The 24,354-nt window shown below is 61.7% G+C and carries 24 protein-coding genes and 1 tRNA gene; 7 read left to right on the top strand and 18 right to left on the bottom strand.

Annotation, left to right across the window (positions count from 1 at the left end; translation table 11 throughout):
* Nucleotides 1–16 precede the first annotated feature (16 nt).
* From minE to minC, 3 genes are read right to left on the bottom strand one after another with little or no spacing between them, the layout of a single operon-like run.
* Nucleotides 17–283 carry a cell division topological specificity factor MinE gene (gene minE / locus LQ952_RS08995; protein WP_238622326.1) on the bottom strand — a complete coding sequence of 89 codons (267 nt, stop codon included), beginning with the start codon at nucleotides 281–283 and terminating at the stop codon, nucleotides 17–19.
* A 5-nt stretch (nucleotides 284–288) separates the two neighbouring features.
* The gene (gene minD / locus LQ952_RS08990) at nucleotides 289–1,098 is read right to left on the bottom strand and encodes a septum site-determining protein MinD (protein WP_238622325.1); all 810 of its coding nucleotides are present in this window, start codon (nucleotides 1,096–1,098) and stop codon (nucleotides 289–291) included.
* A gap of 29 nt (nucleotides 1,099–1,127) precedes the next feature.
* The gene (gene minC, locus LQ952_RS08985; protein WP_238622324.1) at nucleotides 1,128–1,883 is read right to left on the bottom strand and encodes a septum site-determining protein MinC; all 756 of its coding nucleotides are present in this window, start codon (nucleotides 1,881–1,883) and stop codon (nucleotides 1,128–1,130) included.
* Nucleotides 1,884–2,111: 228 nt separating this feature from the next.
* Between minC and LQ952_RS08980 the strand changes: the two genes are divergently transcribed.
* The 4 genes from LQ952_RS08980 (at nucleotide 2,112) to LQ952_RS08965 (ending at nucleotide 6,078) form a co-directional block, all read left to right on the top strand.
* A complete protein-coding gene (locus LQ952_RS08980) occupies nucleotides 2,112–3,482 on the top strand; it encodes an NAD(P)/FAD-dependent oxidoreductase (RefSeq protein ID WP_238622323.1) in 1,371 nt (456 codons plus the stop codon).
* 366 nt (nucleotides 3,483–3,848) lie between these two features.
* Nucleotides 3,849–4,280 carry a hypothetical protein gene (locus LQ952_RS08975; protein WP_238622322.1) on the top strand — a complete coding sequence of 144 codons (432 nt, stop codon included), beginning with the start codon at nucleotides 3,849–3,851 and terminating at the stop codon, nucleotides 4,278–4,280.
* Nucleotides 4,281–4,351: 71 nt separating this feature from the next.
* Nucleotides 4,352–4,780 carry a secondary thiamine-phosphate synthase enzyme YjbQ gene (locus LQ952_RS08970; protein WP_238622321.1) on the top strand — a complete coding sequence of 143 codons (429 nt, stop codon included), beginning with the start codon at nucleotides 4,352–4,354 and terminating at the stop codon, nucleotides 4,778–4,780.
* Between the two features lie 5 nt (nucleotides 4,781–4,785).
* Complete coding sequence (locus tag LQ952_RS08965; protein ID WP_238622320.1) at nucleotides 4,786–6,078, top strand: RuBisCO large subunit C-terminal-like domain-containing protein; 1,293 nt, start codon at nucleotides 4,786–4,788, stop codon at nucleotides 6,076–6,078.
* Here LQ952_RS08965 and LQ952_RS08960 read toward each other — a convergent pair.
* The 14 genes from LQ952_RS08960 to LQ952_RS08895 form a co-directional block, all read right to left on the bottom strand.
* A complete protein-coding gene (locus tag LQ952_RS08960) occupies nucleotides 6,072–7,652 on the bottom strand; it encodes a methyl-accepting chemotaxis protein (RefSeq protein WP_238622319.1) in 1,581 nt (526 codons plus the stop codon). The two genes, LQ952_RS08965 and LQ952_RS08960, sit on opposite strands and share 7 nt — an antisense overlap.
* 57 nt (nucleotides 7,653–7,709) lie before the next feature.
* The gene (locus LQ952_RS08955) at nucleotides 7,710–9,290 is read right to left on the bottom strand and encodes a methyl-accepting chemotaxis protein (RefSeq protein WP_238622318.1); all 1,581 of its coding nucleotides are present in this window, start codon (nucleotides 9,288–9,290) and stop codon (nucleotides 7,710–7,712) included.
* 114 nt (nucleotides 9,291–9,404) lie between these two features.
* Nucleotides 9,405–9,980 carry an NnrU family protein gene (locus LQ952_RS08950; RefSeq protein ID WP_238622317.1) on the bottom strand — a complete coding sequence of 192 codons (576 nt, stop codon included), beginning with the start codon at nucleotides 9,978–9,980 and terminating at the stop codon, nucleotides 9,405–9,407.
* Nucleotides 9,981–10,102: 122 nt separating this feature from the next.
* On the bottom strand, nucleotides 10,103–11,749 hold the full coding sequence (locus LQ952_RS08945) for a flagellar assembly protein A (RefSeq protein ID WP_238622316.1): 1,647 nt from the start codon (nucleotides 11,747–11,749) through the stop codon (nucleotides 10,103–10,105).
* 114 nt (nucleotides 11,750–11,863) lie between these two features.
* Nucleotides 11,864–12,946, bottom strand: a complete 1,083-nt coding sequence (locus LQ952_RS08940; protein WP_238622315.1) for a protein-glutamate methylesterase/protein-glutamine glutaminase — start codon at nucleotides 12,944–12,946, stop codon at nucleotides 11,864–11,866.
* A gap of 73 nt (nucleotides 12,947–13,019) precedes the next feature.
* Complete coding sequence (locus LQ952_RS08935) at nucleotides 13,020–13,844, bottom strand: CheR family methyltransferase (protein ID WP_238622314.1); 825 nt, start codon at nucleotides 13,842–13,844, stop codon at nucleotides 13,020–13,022.
* Nucleotides 13,845–13,867: 23 nt separating this feature from the next.
* Complete coding sequence (locus LQ952_RS08930; RefSeq protein WP_238622313.1) at nucleotides 13,868–14,434, bottom strand: chemotaxis protein CheW; 567 nt, start codon at nucleotides 14,432–14,434, stop codon at nucleotides 13,868–13,870.
* A 9-nt stretch (nucleotides 14,435–14,443) separates the two neighbouring features.
* Entirely contained in the window at nucleotides 14,444–16,099 is a 1,656-nt protein-coding gene (locus LQ952_RS08925; RefSeq protein ID WP_238622312.1) for a methyl-accepting chemotaxis protein, read from the bottom strand.
* A complete protein-coding gene (locus tag LQ952_RS08920; protein ID WP_238622311.1) occupies nucleotides 16,083–18,299 on the bottom strand; it encodes a chemotaxis protein CheA in 2,217 nt (738 codons plus the stop codon). The genes LQ952_RS08925 and LQ952_RS08920 overlap by 17 nt, the downstream gene beginning before the upstream one ends.
* Nucleotides 18,296–18,691: an STAS domain-containing protein gene (locus LQ952_RS08915; RefSeq protein ID WP_238622310.1), complete on the bottom strand. Its 396-nt coding sequence runs from the start codon at nucleotides 18,689–18,691 to the stop codon at nucleotides 18,296–18,298. Before LQ952_RS08915 ends, LQ952_RS08920 begins: the two co-directional genes overlap by 4 nt.
* Complete coding sequence (locus LQ952_RS08910; RefSeq protein ID WP_238622309.1) at nucleotides 18,688–19,056, bottom strand: response regulator; 369 nt, start codon at nucleotides 19,054–19,056, stop codon at nucleotides 18,688–18,690. The genes LQ952_RS08915 and LQ952_RS08910 overlap by 4 nt, the downstream gene beginning before the upstream one ends.
* Before the next feature lie 13 nt (nucleotides 19,057–19,069).
* The gene (locus tag LQ952_RS08905) at nucleotides 19,070–20,242 is read right to left on the bottom strand and encodes a methyl-accepting chemotaxis protein (RefSeq protein WP_238622308.1); all 1,173 of its coding nucleotides are present in this window, start codon (nucleotides 20,240–20,242) and stop codon (nucleotides 19,070–19,072) included.
* Between the two features lie 651 nt (nucleotides 20,243–20,893).
* Nucleotides 20,894–21,208 (bottom strand): quaternary ammonium compound efflux SMR transporter SugE, encoded by a 315-nt coding sequence (gene sugE, locus LQ952_RS08900; RefSeq protein WP_238622334.1) that lies wholly within the window; start codon nucleotides 21,206–21,208, stop codon nucleotides 20,894–20,896.
* A 100-nt stretch (nucleotides 21,209–21,308) separates the two neighbouring features.
* Nucleotides 21,309–21,396, bottom strand: a tRNA-Ser gene (locus LQ952_RS08895).
* A 239-nt stretch (nucleotides 21,397–21,635) separates the two neighbouring features.
* On the opposite strand from LQ952_RS08895, the gene LQ952_RS08890 reads away from it, so the two are divergent.
* The 3 genes from LQ952_RS08890 to LQ952_RS08880 all read left to right on the top strand — a co-directional run bounded on the left by LQ952_RS08890 (nucleotide 21,636) and on the right by LQ952_RS08880 (nucleotide 23,605).
* Nucleotides 21,636–22,307, top strand: a complete 672-nt coding sequence (locus LQ952_RS08890; protein ID WP_238622307.1) for a Bax inhibitor-1/YccA family protein — start codon at nucleotides 21,636–21,638, stop codon at nucleotides 22,305–22,307.
* Between the two features lie 102 nt (nucleotides 22,308–22,409).
* Nucleotides 22,410–23,378 carry a 2-hydroxyacid dehydrogenase gene (locus tag LQ952_RS08885; RefSeq protein ID WP_238622306.1) on the top strand — a complete coding sequence of 323 codons (969 nt, stop codon included), beginning with the start codon at nucleotides 22,410–22,412 and terminating at the stop codon, nucleotides 23,376–23,378.
* An 8-nt stretch (nucleotides 23,379–23,386) separates the two neighbouring features.
* Nucleotides 23,387–23,605, top strand: coding sequence for a SlyX family protein (locus LQ952_RS08880; protein WP_238622305.1), 219 nt, complete (start codon nucleotides 23,387–23,389; stop codon nucleotides 23,603–23,605).
* 15 nt (nucleotides 23,606–23,620) lie between these two features.
* On the opposite strand, the gene LQ952_RS08875 is transcribed toward LQ952_RS08880, so the two are convergent.
* Nucleotides 23,621–24,354, bottom strand: a 734-nt coding sequence (locus tag LQ952_RS08875) for a class I SAM-dependent methyltransferase (RefSeq protein ID WP_430733764.1), incomplete at its 5' end; no start/stop codon positions are given.

The following is a 24,354-nucleotide window of genomic DNA, read 5'->3' as shown; positions in this document are numbered from 1 at the left end:
ACCGCTCCTGCGGCACCTACTCCTGCCGCTCCGGTTCCGAAAGGGTAATGTTGACTTCCAGAATCTCGCAGTTCCCCTGATTTTCCAGACTCATTTGCACGGCTTCATCCCCGACCTGCACATACTTGCGGATGACTTCCAGCAGTTCCCGGTGCAGGGCCGGCAGATAGTCGGGGCCGGAGCGGTGGCTCCGCTCCCGTGCCACGATCACCTGCAGACGCTCCTTGGCCACCTTGGCACTGCCCTGTCGAGGTGAACGGAAATAATCGAAAATGCCTTTCATGGCCACTAACCCCTGAACAGGCGTCCGAAGAGCCCCTTCTTCTGCGTGGAAAGAAAACGGTGCGGGCGGTCTTCACCCAGAAAACGGGCCACCGCATCACGGTAGGCCTGTCCGGCGTCGGATTCTTCGTCCAGGATCACGGGCATGCCCGCATTGGACGCATTGAGCACCGATTGGGACTCGGGGACCACACCCAGCATGTCGATGGACAGGATCTCGGTGACATCCTCCATGCTGAGCATCTCACCCCTTTCCACCCGCTCGGGTGCATAGCGGGTCAGCAGCAGCCTCGCCGGCAGACCGCCCTCGCCCCGCTCCGCCTTGCGGGTCTTGCTGGACAGGATACCCAGCATGCGATCCGAATCGCGCACGCTGGAAACCTCCGGATTGGTTACCACAATGGCCTCATCGGCAAAATAAGCGGCCATCAGGGCGCCCCGCTCGATGCCGGCCGGGCTGTCACAGACGATATATTCAAATTCCTGACTCAGTTCATCCAGCACCTTCTCCACCCCCGCCTCGGTCAAGGCGTCCTTGTCGCGGGTCTGGGAGGCGGGCAGGATGAACAGGTTGTCCGTACGCTTGTCCTTGATCAGCGCCTGGCGCAGGTTGGCATCCCCATTGATCACATTGACAAAGTCATAGACCACCCGCCGCTCACAACCCATGATGAGGTCCAGGTTGCGCAGACCCACGTCAAAGTCGATGACGGCGGTCTTGCGGCCCTCCAGGGCCAGGCCGGTGGCCAGGGCCGCGGACGTGGTGGTCTTACCGACGCCACCCTTGCCTGAGGTAATTACTACAATGCGTGCCATATAGCCTGCATCTCCTTGAAGATTTTGCGCTAGATTTCCGAAATATCGATGGTCTCACCGGCCAGGGTCACCAGCCTGTTATCACCCCGTTCGGCATCAAGGATATCCTCCGCGATCCGATAATGTCCGGCAATGGATACCAGTTCTGCATCCAGACGCCGACAAAAAATCTTTGCCCCCACCAGGCCGCGCACCCCGGCCAGGGCCTTGCCCCGCAGGGTGCCGTAAACGTGGATATGCCCGTCGGCCAGCAGTTCGGCCCCCGCCGAGACCGTCCCCAGAACGATCAGATCTCCGCCCCGGGCATAGACCTGCTGGCCGGATCGTACCGGCTGATTCACCACCAGCGAGGCCGTATGCAGCGCCTGTATCGGTGCTGATTCCTTGTGTGCGACGGGGGGGGGCTCATTCGCAGCCTCGGCTTGGGGAGGCTGCGTCGTGCGCAGCGGGAGCTCGCCACCCTTGCTGCCCAGGACGATCAGCGGCAGGGCCGTCCTTGCCGCGATGGACTGAGCCGCCGCCCCCTGCTGCAAGCCGATGAGCTTGAACCCGCGCCGACGCACGATCTCGATCACCTGTGTCAGGGCCTCCTCCGAGATATCCGTCAGGTGCTCCACATCCATCAGCAGCGGCATGTCTCGCATCAGCTCAGGGGCCTCACGCATGCGCGCATCCAGCGCCTCGTTCAGCCGATGCGTATCCGCATCATGCAGGCGAAGAATGGATACCAGGATCATGCGCCCCTTGAGCTCAATGGGCTGGATGGGACTGGGATGAGCATTCATAGGAGTCATTCCGCGAGGGCGGGCCAAAGGGCCTACCGATTCTGAAGACATGGGTTTGGGATTTAACGCGCCATTGTACCGGTTCGGAAGATTCGACGCGCCGACAACATGTTAATATACTTATAATCCATCCAATAAAGCATCGACCCGAGTCGAGCACACCGGCCTGCCGGCTTAAGCGGATGAGCACTGCGGCCGGCCACCAGCAGGAATGGAGATGAAGCACAGATGAGCAACCAAGACGACAAGCATGCAAAAGATGCGGTTGAGCGCGCCCTGAAACAATCCGGCCTCTCACGCCGGGATTTCCTCAAACTCTCCGGCGGCAGCGCCCTGCTGGCGGGGGCTGCCGTGGGCACCGGCGGCATGATGTATCCGGCTGCCGCCCGGGCCGTCCCCACCAATGCCCGCATCGTCATCGTCGGTGCCGGTGCGGCCGGCCTCTCCTGCGCCACCCGGCTGGCCCGGGAACTGGATGGGGCGGACATCACCCTGATCGATCGCCGTCAGGATCACTATTATCAGCCCGGACTGACCCTGGTGGGTACCGGCGTATGGCAGACGGAGAAGCTCCTGGATCGGAACCGGCGCTACGTTCCTTCCAGCGTCAACTGGATTCACGACATGGTCGCCGAGTATGACCCGGACAATAACCGGGTGGTGACCGAGACCGGCCGTGCCGTCGATTATGACTTCCTCATGGTGGCCACCGGTCTGCAGGTGAACTACACCGCCATTGACGGCATGTCGGAGAATCTGATCGGTCACCGGGGCGTGGGCTGCGTCTATGACAAGCCGGAACTGGCCGAGCGCACCTGGCAACTCATTGATCAGTTCGTGAATGAAGGCGGCGTCGGCCTGTTCACCCGCCCGCGCGGCGACATGAAATGCGCCGGCGCCCCACTCAAGGTCACCATGCTCGCAGAAAGCCGGATGAAGGAACGGGGCACCCGGGATCGCGCCGAGATGCACTATCTGCCCCCCGGTACCGGCCTGTTCTCCCAGCCCCACACCGACGACTTCCTGCGCAAGAACTTCCCCGAGCGGGGTATCCACATCCACTGGGATCACCCCTTGAGGGCCATCGATCCCGAGCGCAAGACCGCCACCTTTGCCACCCCTCTGGGCGATGAAACCCTGGATTATGATTTCATCCATGTGGTGCCGCCCATGAGTGCCCCCGATTCCCTGCGCAACAGTGATCTGGCGGCCCGCGAGGTCCCCTTCACCGGCTGGCTGGAGGTGGACCGTTTCACCTTGCAGCACAAGCGCTATCCCAACGTCTTCGGCGCCGGAGACATCAACGGCGTCCCCATCGGCAAGACCGCGGCCAGCGTCAAGGCCCAGGTGCCGGTGGCGGTGGACAACATGATCCGGACCATCCAGGGCGGTCAGCTCAATCCGGGTTACGACGGCTATACCTCCTGCCCCCTGATCACCGAACTGGGTCAGGCCATCCTGGTGGAATTCGACTACGATCTGAACATGAAGCCTTCCTTCCCCTTCATCAGCCCCTACCAGGAACACTGGGTGCCCTGGGTCATGAAGGACCGTCTGTTGCTGGCCGCTTATCGAGCCATGCTCCGGGGCCGTATCTGAGACGCCCGGTACGACTTTCCGCGGATGAATACATATTTACACCTGAGCACATATTCGGAGGGGAACACAGGGCAAGCCCCCTTCCGTCACTCCCGCGAACGCGGGAGTCCAGAATTTTCAGTCCGTGACTGGATTCCCGCCTACGCGGGAATGACGGCAGGACGATCTGCAACAAGGGCACGGCATCCCTGGATTCCCGCCTGCGCGGGAATGACGGCAGGACGATCTGCAACAAGGGCACGGCATCCCTGGATTCCCGCCTGCGCGGGAATGACGGCAGGACGATCTGCAACGGGGGCATGACATCCCTGGATTCCCGCTCATGCGGGGATGACTTTTTCAGAACTTTTTATAGAGGAATCGACAATGGCATTTTCAATCCTGGGGTTACTGGCCGTGGTGCTGGAGTTCTTTCGCGGCTGGCTGTGGTTTATCGGGCTGTTCCTGCTGCTGGACTTTGCACTGACCTTCTATTTCCTCAAGCGCTCCACGGGCTGCAAGACCTGCTGGATCCTACCGGCCTATGTGACCGTCGGCTTCGGAGTCTTCATCTTCATACTCTCCATGATCACCCTGCCGACCATCACCAAATCCAGCTGGGCGGCCCTGGCCGGCATTGACTATCTGGCCCTGATCGGTGCCAGCATCGGCTTTGGTGCCCTGTTTGCGATCCTGGCCTTCCCCTTCATGCTGAACCTGCTGGGGATTCGTTCCAGACCCAGACCCGTCAGCCAGGCGACGCGCACCGAGACGCCGCCTCAGCCCCAGGCTGCCATGGCGGAAAAGGCTGCGGACTGAAACCTGGATATCTCGCCTCGGTCGGGTTACGCTTCGGCATCCCGACCGAGACCGAGAGCCGTCCGCTGACGATGAAGATCTCACACCACGACATCAGCCTTCGCACCCAAGCCCCCATCCAGATCATTGATGTCACCCGGCAGGTGAAAGACCTGTTTGCAGACAGCGGCATCCGCAACGGCATCTGCACCTTGATCTCCCGTCATACCACGGCCTGTGTAAACCTCAACGAGCAGGAACCCATGCTGCAGCGGGACATGCTCACCCATCTCAAGCGCCTGGTGCCCCGTGACGGCGACTATCTTCACAACGAAAACCCCGTGGACGGCAGGGACAACGCCCATTCCCACCTCATGGGACTGTTCATGAACGCCTCCGAGACCATCCCCATCGTGGACGGCGCCCTGGTGTTGGGTACCTGGCAATCCATCTTCTTCATCGAACTGGACGGCCCTCGCCCCGAGCGCCATCTGACCGTACATTTCATGGGAACCGACTAAAGCCGATGCAGCCCGCCGACATTGAAGGTTTCTTCGCCGATCCCGCCAATCTGGATCTGGATCGTTACCTGATCCTGGACTACGAACTGGAATGCGTGGGCGACCCGCGCCCGGCCGTGGCCCACCTGTGCAGCGAGCAGTCCACCGCCCAGTGGAAGCGCGTGGACGTGGACGAGGACTTGCGTCCCCGGTTCGCGGCCAAGGTGATCGAGATGGAGGTACTGGAAGAGCGGGAGGCCCTGAGCTACCCGGTCACCCATGCCGGCGAAGGGCGCATCTTTGCCTGCCGGGTACGCATCGCCCATCCCCACGAGAACTTCGGCCCCCGCATCCCCAACCTGCTGTCGGCGGTCTGCGGCGAAGGCCCGTTCTTCACCCCGGGCATCCCGCTGATCAAGTTGATGGACATCCACTTCCCGGAGGTCTTCCTCAGGGCCTTCCAGGGTCCGAAGTTCGGAGTGCAGGGGCTGCGTGAGCTGCTCAACGCCCATGACCGGCCCATCTTCCTGGGCGTGATCAAACCCAACATCGGACTGCCGCCGGCGGCGTTCTCGGCCATTGCCAGCGAAGCCTGGCTGGGCGGCCTGGACATTGCCAAGGACGACGAGATGCTGGCCGATCCGGACTGGTCCCCCCTGGATGAGCGCTGCCGCCATTTGGGCGAAGCCCGGCGCCGGGCCGAGCAGGAAACCGGCACCCCGAAGATGTACATGGCCAATATCACCGACGAGGTGGACCGCCTCATCGAACTCCATGACATCGCCGTGGCGCGCGGGGCCAATGCCCTGCTGGTGAATGCGATGCCGGTGGGCCTGTCCGCGGTGCGCATGCTGCGCAAGCACACCCAAGTGCCCCTGTTCGGGCATTTCCCCTTCATCGCCGCCTTCAGCCGTCTGCCCCACTACGGCATCCATTCCCGGGTGATCACCCGACTGCAGCGGCTGGCAGGATATGACTCGGTGATCATGCCGGGCTTCGGGCCGCGGATGATGACCAGCGACGAGGAAGTCATGGCCAATGTCCGCGCCTGTCTGGAGGACATGGGACCCATCAAGCCCTGCCTGCCGGTACCCGGCGGCAGCGATTCAGCCGCCACCTTGCAACGGGTGTACGAGAAGGTGGGCAGCGTGGACTTCGGCTTCGTGCCGGGACGCGGGGTATTCGGCCATACCATGGGACCCCGCGGCGGTGCCGCCAGCATCCGGCAGGCCTGGGATGCCCTGGCCCGGGGGATGCCCGTGCCGGAGCAGGCCCGGCAACACCCGGAGCTGGCGGCGGCACTCAAGCAGTTTCAGTGAATCCGGTCCCAGAACTGCATCGCCAGCAACTCCAGGTGCTGTGACAGGTCCGCCAGTTCCCCCGCGGCCTGTTCGATCTTGAGGATGGCATCGGCGCTTTCTTCGGCGCTGTGACGGATGTTCGTGACGCTGCGGTTAATGTCCTCGCTCACGGTACTTTGCTGATTCACCGCCGTGGCGATCTGGATGCTCATCTCGGTGATGGCCCCCACGCTGCGGGTAATGGCTTCCAGGGATTCGGCGGCCTCTTCGGCCTGGATCACGCAGCGCTCAGCCTGCTCCCGGCTCTGCCCCATGGCCTGTACGGATGACTCGGCGCCGGCCTGCAATTTCTCGATCGTGTCATGGATCTCCTGGGTGGACTTCTGCGTCCGTGAGGCCAGACTGCGGACTTCATCGGCCACCACGGCAAAACCCCGCCCGTCTTCTCCGGCCCGAGCTGCCTCGATGGCCGCATTCAGGGCCAGCAGGTTGGTCTGTTCGGCGATGCCCTGGATCACCTCCACCACCGTGCTGATCTCATTGCTGCGCGCCTGCAGTTCAAGAATTACCTGGGTTGCCCGGTCCACCTCACGGGAAAGATGACCGATGGCGGCACCGGTTTCCACCACCAATCGGCGCCCGGAGGCGGCGCCTTGATCGGCGTGTTCGGCGGATTCCGCGGTATGGCGCGCACTGGCAGCCACCTCCTGCACACTGGCGGACATCTGGTTCACAGCGGTGGCCACCTGTTCCGTCTCGGCCTGCTGCGCCATGATCCCTTTCCGGGACTTCTCCACACTGGTCACCATCTCCCGGGTCTGTTCGGACAAACGCTTAGCGGCTTCCGCCACACGCCCCACCGCCGCCCCCGTCTCGGCCGACAGCATGCGCAGTGCAAAGTCGATCTCACCGTATTCATCCGTGCGGCCGGTGTAGACAAACTGGCAGAGCGGATTGTGGACCACGGCACGGGCACGCTGCTGCAGACGGGCCAGGGGCGTAAAGGTGACCCAGGCCCATCCCCCGGCCAGCACGCCGAATCCGGCCAGCGGTGCCAGTACCTGCATGCCCGACCCACCCAGGGAAAGCCCCAGCCCCCCTCCCACCACCGCAGCGGCGGCAATCAGCGCCGGCAGACGTACCCGCACCCCGGGCAACGGCCACCTGAGTGCCGGGGGCAGACTGCCGGCCATGACCTGGGCATAGACCGCTTCCGCCCGTTCCACCAGGTCTCTGCCGGGCTTGGTGCGAACGGACTGGTATTCCACTACCCGGCCATCCTTGAGGATCGGGGTGACATAGGCGTTGACCCAGTAGTGATCACCATTTTTGCAGCGATTCTTGACCAGCCCCATCCAGCTTTTGCCGGCCTTGAGTGAATCCCACAGATTCTGAAACGCCGCCGGCGGCATGTCGGGATGGCGCAGGATATTGTGGTTCTTGTTCAGCAGTTCGGCTTCGGTGTACCCACTGATCTCAACGAAGTCCGCGTTGACGTCCGTGATGATCCCCTTGAGATCGGTGGTCGAAAGGATATTGACCTGACTGGAAAAGGTCTTCTCCCTTCCTGTAACCGGTAGATTCTTCTTCATGGAAGCGCTCGGTGATGTAATGGAGGTCGGCTCGGCAAACCTGGAACTATCGCCTGTTTATTGTTTCTTGCTCCAAAAATGCGCCGCAAGCAATCGCAACTCCGAGGCCAGCCCCGCCACCCCCACCGCCAGAGCTTCAATGCTGCGGCTGTCCCGGGCATTGCTGTCGGCGGCCTCCCGGATACGGGTGATGCTGCGATTGATTTCCTCACTGACCACGCTTTGCTCATTCACCGCTGTGGCGATCTGGGTACTCATGTCCGTGATTGACTTCACGTCACGACTGATGGCCTCCAGCGAAACGGCGGCTTCGCGGGCCTGATCCACGCTCTTTTCCGCCTGATGAAGGCCCTGTTGCATCACGCTCACCGACGAACGAGCACCGGCCTGCAACTTCTGGATCATGACCTGAATCTCCCGGGTGGAGTTCTGGGTCCGGGTGGCCAGACTGCGCACCTCATCGGCCACCACGGCAAACCCCCGGCCATGCTCGCCGGCACGGGCGGCCTCAATGGCCGCATTCAGGGCCAGCAGATTGGTCTGCTCTGCAATCCCCCGGATGACCTCCAGCACGGCACTGATCTGGCTGCTGCTGTGCTCCAGGGCCTGAATCACCGAGGTGGCGCGCTTGACTTCCTGTGCCAGATGACGGATGGAGTCCTCGGTGGAAGCGACGACCTGCCCACCATGAGTGGAATTGCCGTCCGCCCGATCCGCCGCCTCGGCGGTGCTGCGGGCATTGTGGGCAACCTCCTGGACGCTGGCGGCCATCTGGTTCACCGCCGTCGCCACCTGATCCGTTTCCGCCTGTTGGCGCAGGATCTGTCCGGAGGCGGCCTGAACGGTGCTGACCATATGGTCGGCCTGAGTTGCCAGGCGGGTGGCGGCATCCGCCACCCGACCGACCGCCGCGCCGCGCTCGGATGCCAGCATGCGCAGCGCAAATTCGATTTCACCAAAGACATCCCGGCGACCGGTGTAGATATATTGGCCCAGAGGATTGACGGCGATGGCCCGGGCCTTTTCCTGCAGTGCCGACAGGGGCTGCACCTGCCACCCGGCCAGCATGAGGGCCAGCACCGTGGCCGGCCCCAGCGTGAACAGAGCGATCGACATCGGCGTCCCCAGCCACAGGGCACCCAGCAGTGCCATCACGCCGGCCAGGGCGATGCCCACGAGCAGGCGCAGACGCACACCCACCACGGGAATTTTCAAGGCAACGGGGGGATTGCCGGCCAGGACACGGGCATAGATTGCCGTCGCCCGGCTCACCAGATCCCGTTGGGGTTGGGTCCTGACTGACTGATACTCCTGCACCACCCCCTTCTGCAGGATCGGCATCACGAAGGCGCTGACCCAGTAGTGATCGCCGTTCTTGCATCGATTCCTGACCATCCCCATCCACGCCCGTCCGGCCTTGAGGCTGGACCACAGGTCCGTGAACGCCTCCGGGGGCATCTCGGGATGGCGCACTATGTTGTGGTTTTTACGCAACAACTCATCTTCGGTAAAACCGCTGATGGCGATGAAGTCATCGTTGACGTAACTGATGGCACCCTTGAGATCCGTGGTGGAAAGAATATTGGCCTTGTCCCCGAAGGACTGTTCCCTGCCGGTGATAGGGAAATTTTTTTTCATTGTGTGTTCGGATCCCGTAGCGGAAGACCAGCTTACAATCAGTACAACTCAAGGATCGCCTCCGGGACCGTCGAGTACTACCCGATGCCGGAGACGATGCCATGACACCGGGTATTACTTGACGGGAACGCCGATGAGCCACTCGTGCAGGAAGAAGGCGAAGATCAGGTAACCCACCAGACCGGCCGCGACCGTGATGGCGGTTCCTTTCAGGTTAGCGGCAGCGATCGTGGAACCCTGAGCCTGATCACGCCGGCGCAGGGAACGGAAGCACAGCACGGACCACACCAGGAAGGCACCGAACAGCAGAATATCCGCCAGCATGCCGTTGGCCAGCAGGTGCCCGAAGGCCCAGGCCTTGACGGCGATGACCATGGGATGCTTCACGGCCGCCTTGATGTGATTGCCCGGCACAAAGGCCGCCGCCAGGATGATGAAGGCCAGCAAAGACAGTAGGGCCGTCACGTGGGTCAGCCACTGGGGCGGATACCAGATGACGATGGGGCTCAGGCGGGCCAGGCCGTAGCCCCAGATGATGAGGATGAAGCCGATCAGGGAGACTGCACCGGCAAAGGCCATCCAACCCTTTTCACCCCATTGTTGGACACGGGCAGTGCGCCAGTCGTCGGCAAAGATACGCAGGGAATGAATCCCCAGAAACATCACCAGACCCAGGATAAGTACGATCACGGTTAATCCTTCCTTTGTTGGATGTTGACGGATGAAAGCCGGGGTATTTTAACCGAGACGGCAACCGGGCATGGGACCATGCCCGGTGGACACCAAACGGAAGGGTGATCAAACGGTCCTGATCACGAGGGCGTGTGATCCAGAAACAGTTCGCCCTCACGCAGATGGAAAACGCCCCCGACCGATTCCGACTCAATGCGCCGCGGCCTGTCTCCGATCCAGACCTCCACGCCGGGGTAGATGCGCTGCCTCACCAGGATGCAGGCACCCTCACTGCGCCCCATCTGGGCCAACAGGCTTTCCTTTCCCAGCTCCAATTCCCGGATATGACCCTGGGCCTCGACCAGGGTATTGTCGGCCCTGCGCAGGAAATCCGCCGCCACCCGCTCCGGATGAAGTTTGGCGAAGTGCAGGCTGCGAGACAATTCCTCCGCCAAGTGGGTCTGCTGCTCAATGCGTTGTTCCAGGGCACGGAACTGATCCCGCAACTCAGGATCGACCCCCGCCACCACCTGGGTATGAGGGGCGGCCGGTGATCCCAGCAGGCGGCACTCGATCAGTTCCCCGGCCCGCACCACACCGCCCACGATCTGTCCCTTGCGCGCCGCCGTGCTACCCACAACGATGGAATAAGTAGCGTTGATCCGGCAATGAAAGACCTGCTCCTGGACCACCACCTGCGCTGCCTGGACCCGGGCATTCTCCAGAAAATGGGCAGTGACCGTGCCGCCGGCCTTGAGCGATGCCGTGGGTCCGGCCTTGCCGTCCTGCTGTTCGTTCAGATGCAGCTGACCCACCACGCCATGCCTGACCTGGATATCCCCACCGGCCTCCAGAACGGCGCCTTCCACCATGCCGTTGACGATGATGTCGCCGCTGGCGGTCACCTTCATGCCGGACACCACATCACCGCGAATCAGTACACTGCCCTCAAAACTGAGATTGCCCGAAGACAGGTCCACTTTGTCGACCTGAAGGGATTCTTCGACGATGACGCCACGAGGCACCACCACGGGCGCCCCGGCGATGGTGGCCACCAGCAGAGCGGGATCATCGGGAGTGGGTGCGACATTGCGCAATACCGCAGCAAACGGGAACTCCCGGCCGGGGCGGGCCGGAATGACCTGACCCAGCAGGTTCGTGCCATGAGTCCCGGAGGTGGCCGGATGTCTGCGCATCAGGGGTGTGCCGGGGCTGACCTGGGGTACCTCGCCCAGGTCCCGGTAATCGGCCCGCCCTCGCTCGTCGATATGGGGCATGCGTCGGCGGGCCTCGGGGATCAGGGATTCAAACTCCGTGTCGCGCCCATGGATCGGGGGCGTGGCCCGGGCAATGACCGCTTCGCTACGTTCCATGCGGCCCGCCTGCACGGTTGCAACCAACGCACCCTCATCCAGGCCATGGACGATGGACTGCTGGGCGATGGCCTGGCGGACAACCTCCTCGTTGACCGCCGCCCCTCCCCTGGGTGGCGTAATCAGCAAGGTGGCCGTGTGCTTGCGGGCGTCCAGGGTCAGTCTGAAACTGCCGTCCATGCGGCGGGCAATGGGAAACTCCCGCTCGGTGAGTTCAGCCTCCGCATCGCCCATGGCTTCCAGCAACACGGCCATTTCCCGTGGGTCAATGGCCCACTCACCAAAACCGGCCTCCGCCAGGGCGGCGGTCAGCCGGGATTCATCCCCATCGTGCCAACGCCCTGGATCGATCCCGCCCACAAAGAGACGACCCGTTGCATCGTCCACGCGAAACGCCAGTCCGGCCGAAGTCATATCTTGTCCTGTGAGCCCGTGTTTATGGAATGAGTCTTAACACCCTCCAGGCAACGTGTCCATGACCTGTCGGACGTAGTAACCTGAATACCAGATGATCATCGATTCGCATACTCAGGAGCGGCGCACCCGGCCGCGCCCGAACTCCATGATCTCATCCGGCAAGGCCTGCAGCGATACGCTGCGATCCACCGCCTGCATTTTGACCGCCTCTCTGGGCATGCCGTAGACCACGCAAGATGCCTCGTCCTGAGCCAGGGTGAGCGCCCCCGCCTCGTGCATCTCCTTCAGCCCCCTGGCCCCGTCATCGCCCATGCCGGTCATGATGATACCCAAGGCGTTGCCCCCGGCACAGCGAGCCACGGACCGGAACAGAACATCCACGGAGGGACGATGGCGGTTCACCACCGGCCCTTGGATCACGCTGACCCGGTACTGAGCACCACTGCGCTGCAGCGCCAGATGGAAACCGCCGGGGGCGATGAGGGCCAATCCGGGGATGACCCGGTCGCCATCCTGCGCCTCGCGAACCTCGATGGCACAGAGGCTATTTAGCCTGGCAGCAAAGGCGGCGGTAAATTTTTCCGGCATGTGCTGGACCACCACCAAACCCGGTGTGGTACGGGGAAGACGTGTGAGCAAGGATTCCAGGGCCTGAGTCCCCCCGGTAGAGGTACCGATGGCCACCACCTTGTCGGTGGTCTTGTACAGATGAGCGGACTCATTCGCGGGCATGGCCGCGTCCACGGGCGGCTTTTGAGATCCCCCCTGCGACACCATCGGTTTGCGCAGCCGGGCATTGGCCGCCGCCCTCACCGAGCGGATCAAGGAGTCCCCCGCGCCCATCAGAAACTGTTTGAGTCCAACGGTGGGCTTGGTCACCACCTCAACGGCACCGGCCGCCATGGCCTGCATGCTCACCCGGGCACCCTTTTCCGTCAGACTCGAACAGATCACGACCGGCGTGGGATGTTCGATCATCAGTTTCTTCAGGAAGGTGATGCCATCCATCCGAGGCATCTCGATGTCCAGCACCAGCACATCGGGCCACTCCCGATTCATCTTCTGCAGGGCAAAAATGGGATCGGCGGCTGTGGCGATCACCTGAATATCCGGTGCGGCGGACAGCACTTCGGAGAGGACCTGTCTGACGGTGGCGGAGTCATCCACCACCATCACCCGGATTGTCTTCATCATTTCTCGAATCCCAGGCGTACTTTACCGGGGTGAACGTAAACATCCTGCATGCCGGCGTTTTCTTTCGTGATCATCATGCGGAGACTTTCTGATAAACCGCCGGCGCCTTCTGCACCAGCTTGTGGTCGATACCGTTCAGGGTTTCGGAATGACCGACAAAAAGCCATCCACCGGTGCGCAGACGGCGGATCAACCGGTCCAGCACCTGCTGCTTGGTCTCCATGCTGAAATAGATCAACACATTGCGCAGAAAGATGACATCAAACTCTCCCACATCAGGGAGGACGTCATTGAGATTCATCGGCACAAACCGTACCTTTTCACGGAGCTTCGGGTCCACCAGCAAGTGCCCCGCATACTGCCCGGTTCCCTTGAGGCAAAATGTCTTCAAATAATGCTCGGGAATACCATCGGTACGGGTCATTTCGTAAAGTCCCCGACGGGCCTTGTCCAGAACACGGTGACTGATGTCGGAACCCAACACCTCCCAACCCTGCCAGCCCAGGATGTCCGCACAGGACATCGCCATGCTGTAGGCCTCTTCGCCGCTGGAGGCCGCTGCGCTCCAAAGCCTCAGCAACGGCGGCGAGGGGCGGCTGGTTCGATCACGACGGGGGCTCAGCACATGCTGTTGGAGCCAATGGAAGTGGCGCGGCTCACGGAAGAAGTACGTCTCGTTGGTGGTGAGCAGGTCTACCGCCAACTGGCGCTCGGCTGGATGCAGTTGCAGGAAACGATAATACGCCGTGAAGCTGGCCACACCATGATGCTCCAGCCGCTTGGACAGCCGTCCCTGCACCAACGCCTTCTTGGCGGGGGACAGGCTGATGCCCGCCAACTGGAAAATCAAACGCCGGAACTGGCCGAACTCATGATCCTTAAGTTCAATATCAGCCATGACAAACACCGGGGATAACCAGGCTATGCCCGGCTATCCGGCCCGAAATGAGTAGCCCCGGAAGGTAGAGAAGGCAGCTCTCCCACCTGGGACAGCAGCTGCATCTCTTCGCTGGAAAGAATCTGATCCAGCCGCAAGATGATGACGAAATCCTCTCCCACGCGGCCCATGCCCTGGATGAAATCGGTCCGTATCCGAGCCCCGAAAGTCGGCGGCGCCAGGACGTCGGCATCGGTGATTTCCAGCACTTCGTTGACCGCGTCCACCACCAGCCCCAGCACATGGGTCTCTTCCTGGGCATCCGTCAGTTCAACCAGAACGATACAGGTGCGTCGGTTGATCTGACTGGCGTTCTTGCCGAAACGACGGGCCAGATCAATCACCGGCACCACGGCACCGCGCAAATTGATCACCCCGCGAATAAAGTCCGGCACCATGGGTACGGAGGTCACCTTGTCGTACTCGATGATCTCCTTGATGTGCAAAATGCCGATCGCGTAGGTGTCCCCCTTGAGCATGAACGACAGATATTGCCTGAGGACGTCGCCCGCCGGATCCGGCGCCTGTTCCCTTGGTTTAAGTGCCTTCATCCTGGCCCCCTAAAAACGCACGAACTCGTTTTCATCGACAGGCTTCTCCAGATCACGATGATGACGAGATTCCTTGGAACGGGGCGGCTTGCCCGAGGATGACACCGGGCGGGCGGTCTTGCGTGGACTCTGAACCCGCTCCGAACGATCGTCACCCAGTCGGAAGAACCCCATGCTGCTCTGCAGTTCCTCGGCCTGACTACTCATTTCCTCGGCGGTGGCTGAAAGCTCTTCCGAAGCGGCGGCACTTTGCTGAGCCACCGTGTTGAGCTGGGTAATAGCGACGTTGATCTGACTCACGCCGCTGGCCTGTTCCTCGGAAGCAGAGCAGATCTCCTGCACCAGGTCGGAGGTACGGGTGATGGACGGCACCATTTCTTCCAGCAAACGTCCCGCCCGCTCGGCCATGTCCACCGAGTTGCCGGCCAGTTCTCCGATCTCCCGGGCCGCCACCTGGCTACGCTCGGCCAGCTTTCTCACCTCGGTGGCCACCACGGCAAACCCCTTGCCGTGGTCACCCGCCCGGGCTGCCTCAATGGCGGCGTTGAGTGCCAGAAGATTGGTCTGATACGCAATGTCATCGATGATGCCGATCTTGTCGGCGATGCTCTTCATTGCAATCACCGTCTTCTTGACCGCCTCCCCTCCCTCGACGGCTTCCTGAGCCGCCTTACCGGCCACACCATCGGTGACCCGGGCATTTTCCGTATTTTGACTGATCGAGGCACTCATCTGCTCCACCGAGGCACTTGTCTCCTCAAGACTGCTGGCCTGCTCCGTGGCGCCCTGACTGACTGACTGGGCCGTACTACTGACCTGTTCGGAAGCCGATGCCAAGCCATCGGCAGCCGCCCGCACCTCGGTGATGACCTGGGAGAGTTTCTCCACCATCCTCCCCATGGCCGTCAGCACCTGACCGGTTTCGTCGCGGGGCTGCGGATCAATATGGACCCGCATGTCCCCTTCGGAGAGCTGGCCGGCAATGCCCACCACGCGGCGCAAAGGACCGGCAATGGCATGGGCGATGAAAAACCCCAGGGCCAACCCCACCAGGACGCTCACAATGATCAAAACGGAAGTGAACAGGAGTGTGTTTTGATGGATGCCGTTCGCGGCCAGACTCAGCTGTTCAGCATTGGACTCCTTGATGCGACTGAGCTGGGTCAGCAACTGATCCAGTTCATCCCCCAAGGGACGGAGTTCCCCGGCAACGAACTGCCTTGTAGCCAGCTGCTGCTGTTCATCCTCACTCATCACCATCGCCACCAGCGTATCGATCATTCGTGCCCGCTCGGCCGTCAGGCTGTCGTAACGGGCGAACAACTGACGTGACTCATCGGTGTAAAACAGCGTTCGGACCTGCTGTATGTGCGCAGCCTCCTCGGCACCAAAAGCCCGGATATTCTGTATATGACGCTGGCGTTCCGCCGATGTCTCCGCAAGCAGCAGGTTGCGTATGGCCCGGCTACCGTTGAGCAGTTGAACGTTGGCCTCCTTGATCTCGGAAACCCCACGCAACTCGACCTCGTACATCTGGTCCGCGAGGCTGTCGATGCGGTTCATATTGCTGATCCCCACCCAACCGACCGTGGCAGTGAACAGCGCCATCAGGATGAAGGCTGAAACCAGCTTTACACCTACCCGCAGATTATTGAACCAAGCCATGTATCCTGCTCCCATTGTTATGACTGCGCGAACCCGTACGGCTCTGCGTCTCTTCCCTCAGCGCCAGGTCCATCAGCCCTGACACATCCAGCACCAGCGCCACCTCCCCCGAACCCAGGATGGTGGACCCGGAAACACCCGGCAGTCCGGCAAACAGGGAATCCAGAGGCTTGATGACCGCCTGTAACTGCCCTTTGAGGTCATCCACCAGCAAGCCCGCCTTGCGCCCCGCCCAATGCACCACCACCACATTGCGACGCCGTCCGCGCGGCCCCTGGAGCCGGAACAACTCCGTGAGCCGCAACAGGGGCAGGATCTCACCCCTCAGACTGAGCTGGTCATCCCCTCTTGCCTGAGCAGTGGCCGGCAGTTCCAGGCACTCCAGCACGGTATCCAGCGGCACCACGTAATCATTACCCGCGACGCTGACCAGAAAGCCGTCGATGATGGCCAGCGACAGGGGCAGACGAATACGAAATGTCGTACCTTCCCCCGGTCGACTCTCGATCTCAACGCTGCCCCTCAGGGCATCAATGTCACGGCGGACCACATCCATACCCACCCCGCGGCCGGACAGGTTGCTGACCTTGTGGGCGGTGGAAAAGCCAGGCTCAAAGATCAGGTTCCATACTGCGTTATCGTCCAGTTCCCTATCCTCCGGGATCACCCCCCGCTCCCGGGCCTTGGCCAGGATTCGCTCACGATCCAGCCCCCCGCCGTCATCGGAGACCTCCACCAGGACACTGCCTGCATCGTGCAAAGCGTTGAGACGCACCTGACCTTGATCCGGTTTTCCCTTCGCCCTGCGTTGCGCCGGAGACTCAATACCGTGATCCACCGCGTTCCGGATCAGGTGCGTCAGCGGATCAGAGAGACGTTCCACCACGCTCTTGTCCAACTGGGTATCTGCGCCATGAACAACCAGTTCGATGTCCTTGCCGGTTTCCTTGCACACATCGCGCACCACGCGTCTGAACCGGTTGAAGGTTTCACCGATCTCCACCATGCGCAGATTCATCGCGCTGTCGCGTATTTCATCCACCAGACGGGCAACTTCGTAGATGGATTCCATCAGTACACTGTCTTGCGTCTCCTTGGACTGGACGCGCAAGGCGGCACTGGCAATCACCAACTCACCCACTTGGTCGATCAAAAGGTCAAGCTTGTCTGCCCTTACCCTGAGCAGACGAGCATCCTGGGTCTGGCGCTTGCGTACCTCCTGCTGGCGATCCAGCGCGACGGCCACCACCTCCGGCTGAATGCATTGTTCCCTGACCAGGGCTTCGCCCAACAAGGTTGGATCCGTCGATTGTCCGGCCTGCAAGTCGAGCACATCCTCCAGTTCGCGCTGGGTAATGGCACCGCAACCCACCAGGATCTCCCCCAAACGCTGGACACCCTCGGGCAGTGATTCCATGAGCTTCCGGAAATCCGCCAAACGACTACCGGGAGGCAGGATGCGAATCCGGCTGTCCTCGCGGACAAAATCGAACACGCCTTCCAGGGTCGCCTTGTCCGCTTCACTGCGCAGGCGAATCTCGAATCCCAGATAACACTGCTCCGGGTCCATCTCCGCGGCCGGCGGAATGGCGTCGGTGAGGGTGAAAAGGTGGACGATCTCGCCCATTTTGGTGAGGTAATGAATGAACGAGAGCGGGTCCATGCCGTGGCGCAGGACATCGGGACCAAAACGCAGGGACAGATGCCAGACATCGTCATCGCTCTCCCCGTTCCGCCCCAGATTGACCACCGGATCTTCCAGGACCAGCGGGACCGCCCCGACGCCAGGCGGCGGCTCGGCGTCCAGGTCACTTCCCAAGTAATGCGCCAGTCGAGCGACCAATGCGGCTCCCTGCCCCAGGGTGGGACCGTCGGGGGATTCATCCCGCTCCACGGCATCAATGAGATTTTCAAGATGATCCCGACAGTCCATGAACAGGGTAATGAGTACGGAATCCATGGGTAAAAGGCCATCCCTGACCCGGTCCAGGACACTCTCGGCGTGGTGGGTGAAGGTGACGATCACATCCAGGCCGAACAGCCCGGCGGAGCCTTTGATGGTATGAGCCGCACGAAACAGGGCGTTGATGGCATCCGTATCCGACGGTATCTGCTTGAGAATACGCAAGGAATCTTCCATTTCCTCCAACAGTCCCCTGGCTTCCGCCAGAAAGGTGGGCAATGCATCGGACAGGCTCATGTCCGACCTCCGGAACCGTTGCAGTCATGCGGGATAAACATGGGGTCACCCAACTGACCGGCCAGGTCATACAACTCAAGCAATGCCAGTACGGGTGGACTGTGATCAGCCAGGGTCAGGTGACGTCCCATCGCCAGGGCCTCTTTCTTGATCAGAATGAGCAACTGAGCGCCGCTGGTGTCCATGTCTGTGACCTTGGCCAGGCTTACCGTCAGCGCTTCAAATTCATGCAGGATCTCCATGAATTTCTGCTTGATCTCCATGGCATGATAAATGGTCATCTCCCCTTCCAGCCTCAGGAGACAACGCCCTGCATCCTGTTCCAGTACCATTTCCATGCGCAGCTCTCCCGGCCAGTAGTCTCCGTCGCCTTCCGAATCGGCCGGGGTCACGGCCCCATGAGTTTCGCCACTGCGTCCAGCATCTGATTCGGCTGAAAGGGCTTGATGATCCAGGCCTTGGCACCAGCCTCCCTGCCGGCGGACTTTTTCGCGTCACCGGCTTCCGTGGTCAGCATGATGACCGGTGTGAATCGGTACTCCGGGCGAGCCTTGAATTCCTTCAGGAAACTGATACCGTCCATCCCCGGCATATTGACATCACTGATCACTAGGTTGACTCGCGCGCCATTCAACTTGGCGAGTGCATCCTTGCCATCAGAAGCCTCTATGACGGTATAACCGGCCCCCCGCAGCGTCATACCGACTACTTGCCGAATGGAGGCAGAGTCATCCACGATCATGACGGTTTTGCCCATGGCCTAATATCTCCTAGAAAAAGGTCACTTCAGTGGGTGCCGGTGAGCGGGACTTTCGTCCATGGTGATTGCTCAATTGCTCGGGCGTGGTATACCCCTGCTCCAGCGCAGAAAGCCATTTCTGCATATCCACCTGATCGCAGTCACCAGCCTTGATACGGGATGCAAGCCGTTCCATGTCCGCAACGACATGGCTGAGGATCTGAGAGACCCGGTCCTGGAATTGCAGGGATACGATGACGCCGCAGACCTCCTCGCGCACTTCATCGCTTTCCGTGCGCAGCAACCGGGTGGAAGCCTCAAGACCTTCCGTGACTTTCTGATAACGATCCATCACCGAGCGGATTGAGCGCTCGGCCTGTTCAACCAACTGCTTGTCTTGCGTGGAGAACGTTTCGGCGGCCTTGCGGGTTTCGTGAATGGCGGCGTTCACGGCGTGGACCTTCTCGGCAATGCTGCGGCCGGCCGTTCCCGACTGGGAAGACAGTGCGCGTACCTCATCGGCCACCACCGCGAATCCTCGGCCCTGCTCCCCGGCTCGGGCGGCTTCGATCGCCGCATTCAACGCCAGCAGATTGGTCTGAGACGCCACGGCGGATACGGAGTCGGCCATGCCTTCCATTTCCTTCGTAAAATCAGCTAGATCGCTGATCCTTGCCAGCAGGTCTTTCTTGGTTTCAAGGGCCTTGAAGAGCGTCTGCAGCACTTGGTCCAACTCCTGTCGACAGCTGCCCAGTGTGCCGAGCACACTCTCCCCCTGCTGACCACTGTGATCATGAGAGGATTCTAATGCGTGAGTAAGACGCTGATTGATATCATCAAAGCGACGGGCCAGATCATGAATGGCGGTTTCGGTGTGAGTCCGAGCCGAATCAACCTGGCGACTCCAGATGGGAACCACCGAGGCACTGAGCTTTTCCACCGGAGACAAACGCCGGGAATCCGGCCTCTGCGAGGAATTTTCCTGAATCTCCTTGAGATTGGCCGCCTCGGCCTTCACAAGCCTGGATAGCCAAATAAAGAGCGCCCAGGACGTCAGGAGCGAAATCAAAAAAAGGAATAAAAGCGCCCAGAGAACGAAGGGACCATCCCCTAACAAGGCAAGGAGAAAACCGCCAAGACCACCGGTGAGTGCCGGCATCAAAGCAATCCATTTTCCTTGAACACCAGACACGTCCATAGTCATAGGATTCTCCGGAGGAGCTCAAGGCAAGACGCCCGTACCTTGAGCTGAAAACCAAAACACGACAGGCATCACCTAATGCCGCAAATCATGGGATCGCCCGATGGCCGGCGGCAAAAAAATAGGGCGGCGAGCCTCAATGATGCGCATCGGCCACCATCCTTGCCTCTATCCAATACAGAAAAAAACATAGACCGTCAACATTTGGCACCCGGAAACCCATTGAAGAAGCGCTTTGCCGTCGCTCCCTCGTCCCTCTCCCTCATTCCTCGAAAAGCCACTCTCCGCCCTCCCAAAAAGCCCCTCATCACTCATCCCCCCCTTGTGCCACCCCCACGGAACCTCTTCGCCACCCCTGCAAAACCTCTCCGTCACTCCCGCAAAACCTCTTCGCCACCCCCGCAAAACCTCCCCGTCACTCCCGCGAAAGCGGGAGTCCAGAATTTCCAGTCTGCCACTGGATTCCCGCTTGCGTACGCGGGAATGACGGGGCCAAGCCCATGAGCACGCTCTGTCTCAAGACTGGATTCCCGCCTGCGCGGGAATGACTTCGGCAATTTCACAGGCAGGTTCGAGACTCAGACTGGATTCCCGCCTGCGCGGGAATGACGGATTCCATTCACCGGATTCAGACGAGGGAAAAGCCGACTTTATTCACCCGGCCAATTTGAGCCCCACTAATCCCGCGACGATCAGCAGCACGCTCAGTACCCGCAGCAGGGACAGGGTCTCGCCGTAGTAAAGGATGCCGAGGATGAAGGTGCCGACCACACCGATGCCCACCCAGATGGCGTAGGCCGTGCCCACCGGGATGGTCTTCATGGCCTGGGCCAGCAGCCAAAAACTGGCGGACATGGCCGTCAGGGTCATCACACTGGGCCACAGACGGGTAAAGCCTTCGCTGGCCTTGAGGCCGATGGCCCAGACCACTTCGAGCAAGCCGGCGATGGTGAGGGCAATCCACGCCATGTTCATGATGAATCTCCACGAATCGGCGGGGTCGTCCCCGGGTTTGGCAGGCACACGCAGGTCGTCCTGCGCGGAGAAATGACATTTTTAATCAAGGGGATGGCGGAAGGGGTGGGATTCGAACCCACGGACGGTCGCCCGTCGCTGGTTTTCAAGACCAGTGCAATCGACCACTCTGCCACCCTTCCGCGGGGATGCCTTGCAGGCGAGGGGTCTTCAAGCGCGCTAGTTTAACCGTCCGGAGAAAAAGCGACAACTCGGGCAACCCGGCGCAACGGTCCCACGGGAACAAGGCACGAAACCTGCCGGTCTCAGATTCCGGCGACCGTCGCCGGTTTTGATCCTGCGCCGCCAATCAAGTACCTTAGCGCCATCACGGACACACTTGATGTTCGTCATTCCATCCCGTCAAAGAGGAGCATCCACCATGTCAACCGAGCGCGTCACCGCCGTCAGCCGTCCGGCCGAAGGCGTCCTGGCCTCCAACAAGGTCATCCGCAACACCTACATGCTGTTGTCCATGACCCTGGCCTTCAGCGCCGTGATGGCCTTCGTGGCCATGGCCGTGGGCGCCCAGCCGGTTCACTGGCTGTTCATGCTGGCCTTTTTCATCGGCTTCCCCTTCCTGATCAATTATCTGCGCAACAGCATCTGGAGCCTGCCGCTGGTGTTCGTGTTCACCGGCGTGATGGGCTATATCCTCGGCCCCATCGTAGGCATGTATCTGAGCCTGCCCAACGGTCCGGGCGTGGTGGGCGGCGCACTGGCCAGCACGGCACTGGTGTTCGTGGGCCTGTCCGCCTATGCGCTGATCACCCGCAAGGACTTCAGCTTCCTGGGCGGCTTCGTGTTCGTGGGCTTCCTGGTGGTCCTGGCGGCCATCGTGGCCAATCTGTTCTTGGCCATTCCAGCCCTGTCCCTGGCCATTTCCTCGGCCGTGGTGCTGCTGGTGTCGGCGGCCATCCTGTGGGACACCAGCCGCATGGTGCACGACGGTGAGGCCAACTACGTGGTGATGACGGTCTCCCTGTTCGCCAACATCTACGTGCTGTTCCTGCACCTGATGAACCTGTTTGCCATGCTCACCGGCGATAACTGATCACCGTTCGAGCCATTGCGGACACGTGACCGAAGGCCCCGGGCATCGCCCCGGGGCCTTCTTGCTTGCCTCGCCTGAAGACCCAAGAATGGAACGGTGCACATGCAGATCGAACACGGCGTATTCCTGGACCTGGAAACCCTGGATCGGGGCGACCTGGATCTCTCCCCCCTGAAGCATGCCCTGCCCCACTGGAACTTCCATGACTACACCACGCCGGCACAGGTGGCCGAGCGGATCCGGGAGGCCCAGGTGATCATCACCAACAAGGTAGTGCTGGACAGGCAGGCCCTGTCCGCCGCGCCGCGGCTAAAGCTGGTCTGCCTGGCGGCCACGGGCACCAACAACGTGGATCTGGAAGCCGCCGCTGAACGGGGCATTGTGGTCTGCAATGTCAGGGACTATGCCACCGCCTCCGTGGTACAGCATGTCTTTGCCCTGATCCTGGCCCTGACCGTCCGCCTGGACGCCTATCAGCGGGATGTTCGGGAGGGACGCTGGCATGCCGGCCGTCAGTTCTGCATCCTCGACCATCCCATCCGTGAGCTGGCGGGACGCCAACTGGGGATCATCGGCTACGGGGTGCTGGGACGGGCCACCGCCGATGCCGCAAGGGCCTTCGGCCTGGGGGTGCTGGTAGCGGAGAGTCTGCGGGGCGATCCACCGCAATCGGGGCGTCTGCCGCTGGATGATGTGCTGGCCGACTCGGACATCATCAGTCTGCACTGCCCCCTCACGCCCCGGACCGAGCGACTCATGAATGCCCGGCGCCTGGCCCGGATGAAGCCGGATGCCCTGCTGATCAACACGGCCCGGGGTGCGGTGGTGGATAACCAGGCCCTGGCGCAGGCCCTGCGGGAAAAACGACTGGGCGGAGCGGGCATCGACGTGCTGGAACAGGAGCCGCCCCCGGCGGATCACCCGCTGCTGGCGGGGGATATCCCGAATCTGATCATCACGCCCCATGTGGCCTGGGCGGCGGTGGAGGCCCGGCAGCGGATGGTGGATGCGCTGGCGCGGAACATTGCCGGTTTTGTGGCCGGTGAGATCATCAATCAGGTGAACGGGTGAGGGCGGACATGTCGGATGCCGTGAGCGAAAGAATGGTGGAACTGGAGATCCGCATGGCCCATCAGGAGGCCCTGTGCCAGGATCTCAATGACGTGGTGACCAGGCAGCAGCAGGAGATCGATCGTCTGCAGTTGCAGGTGGAAGGGCTGCGACTGCGGCTGCTGGAGTTGATGGAGCATCAGTCCTCCGGAGCGCAGCTACCGGAGCCGCCCCCGCCCCATTACTGACATCCACTCGCCCCCTCATCCCCGGCCCTTCTCCCCCGGAGGGGAGAAGGGGGTAAGGTAGACGTCGAACCGGGTGCTGCTGCCCGGCAGGGTGTGACTGGGTGCCCTGCCCCCCAGGTGCTCGCCCCTCGCCGGCCGCTTGACCACCACCCGCTCCCGGGCCGCCCCCAGCGCGGCCTCCAGCAGTGCGGCGGCGTCCTTGTCATCCCCCACCAGGGTACGAAACACCCGCATTTCCTTCTTGACCAGGGCCTGCTTGTCCCGGTGAGGGTACATGGGGTCCAGGCAGACCACGTCGGTCCGATGGCTGCTCAGCCATTGAACGGCATCGCCCGAAATCAGGGTCATGCGCCCGATGGTCGATGACAGCGAGGGCACCCGGGCGGCCCGAGCCAGACCATCGGCCAGGAGGGCGGCAATAACCGGATGGCGCTCCAGCAGGGTGACCCGGCAGCCCAGGCCGGCCAGGATGAAGGCATCCCGGCCCAGGCCGGCGGTGGCGTCCACCACGTCGGGGCGATGACCCTTTTTGAGTCCTGCGGCACGGGCCAAGGGCTCGTTGCGCGGGCTGGACTGGCGATCGCGATAGCCCAGGCGTCCACCGGCAAAATCCACGTAGACGGGTCCCGGTGCGCCCGGGCCGGTCTGGCGCAGTTCCAGACGCTCGGGGGTGACCACCAGGACCTGCCCCCCCGGGTGTTCCGGTCCCTGCAGGGGCAGGCCCAGTTGCCGAGCCAGGTGCTCGGCCC

This window comes from Ectothiorhodospira lacustris (assembly GCF_022227785.1).
GTDB lineage: Bacteria > Pseudomonadota > Gammaproteobacteria > Ectothiorhodospirales > Ectothiorhodospiraceae > Ectothiorhodospira > Ectothiorhodospira lacustris.
Note: the sequence above shows the minus strand (reverse complement) of the source record. Positions and strands in the feature narration are given on the sequence as shown.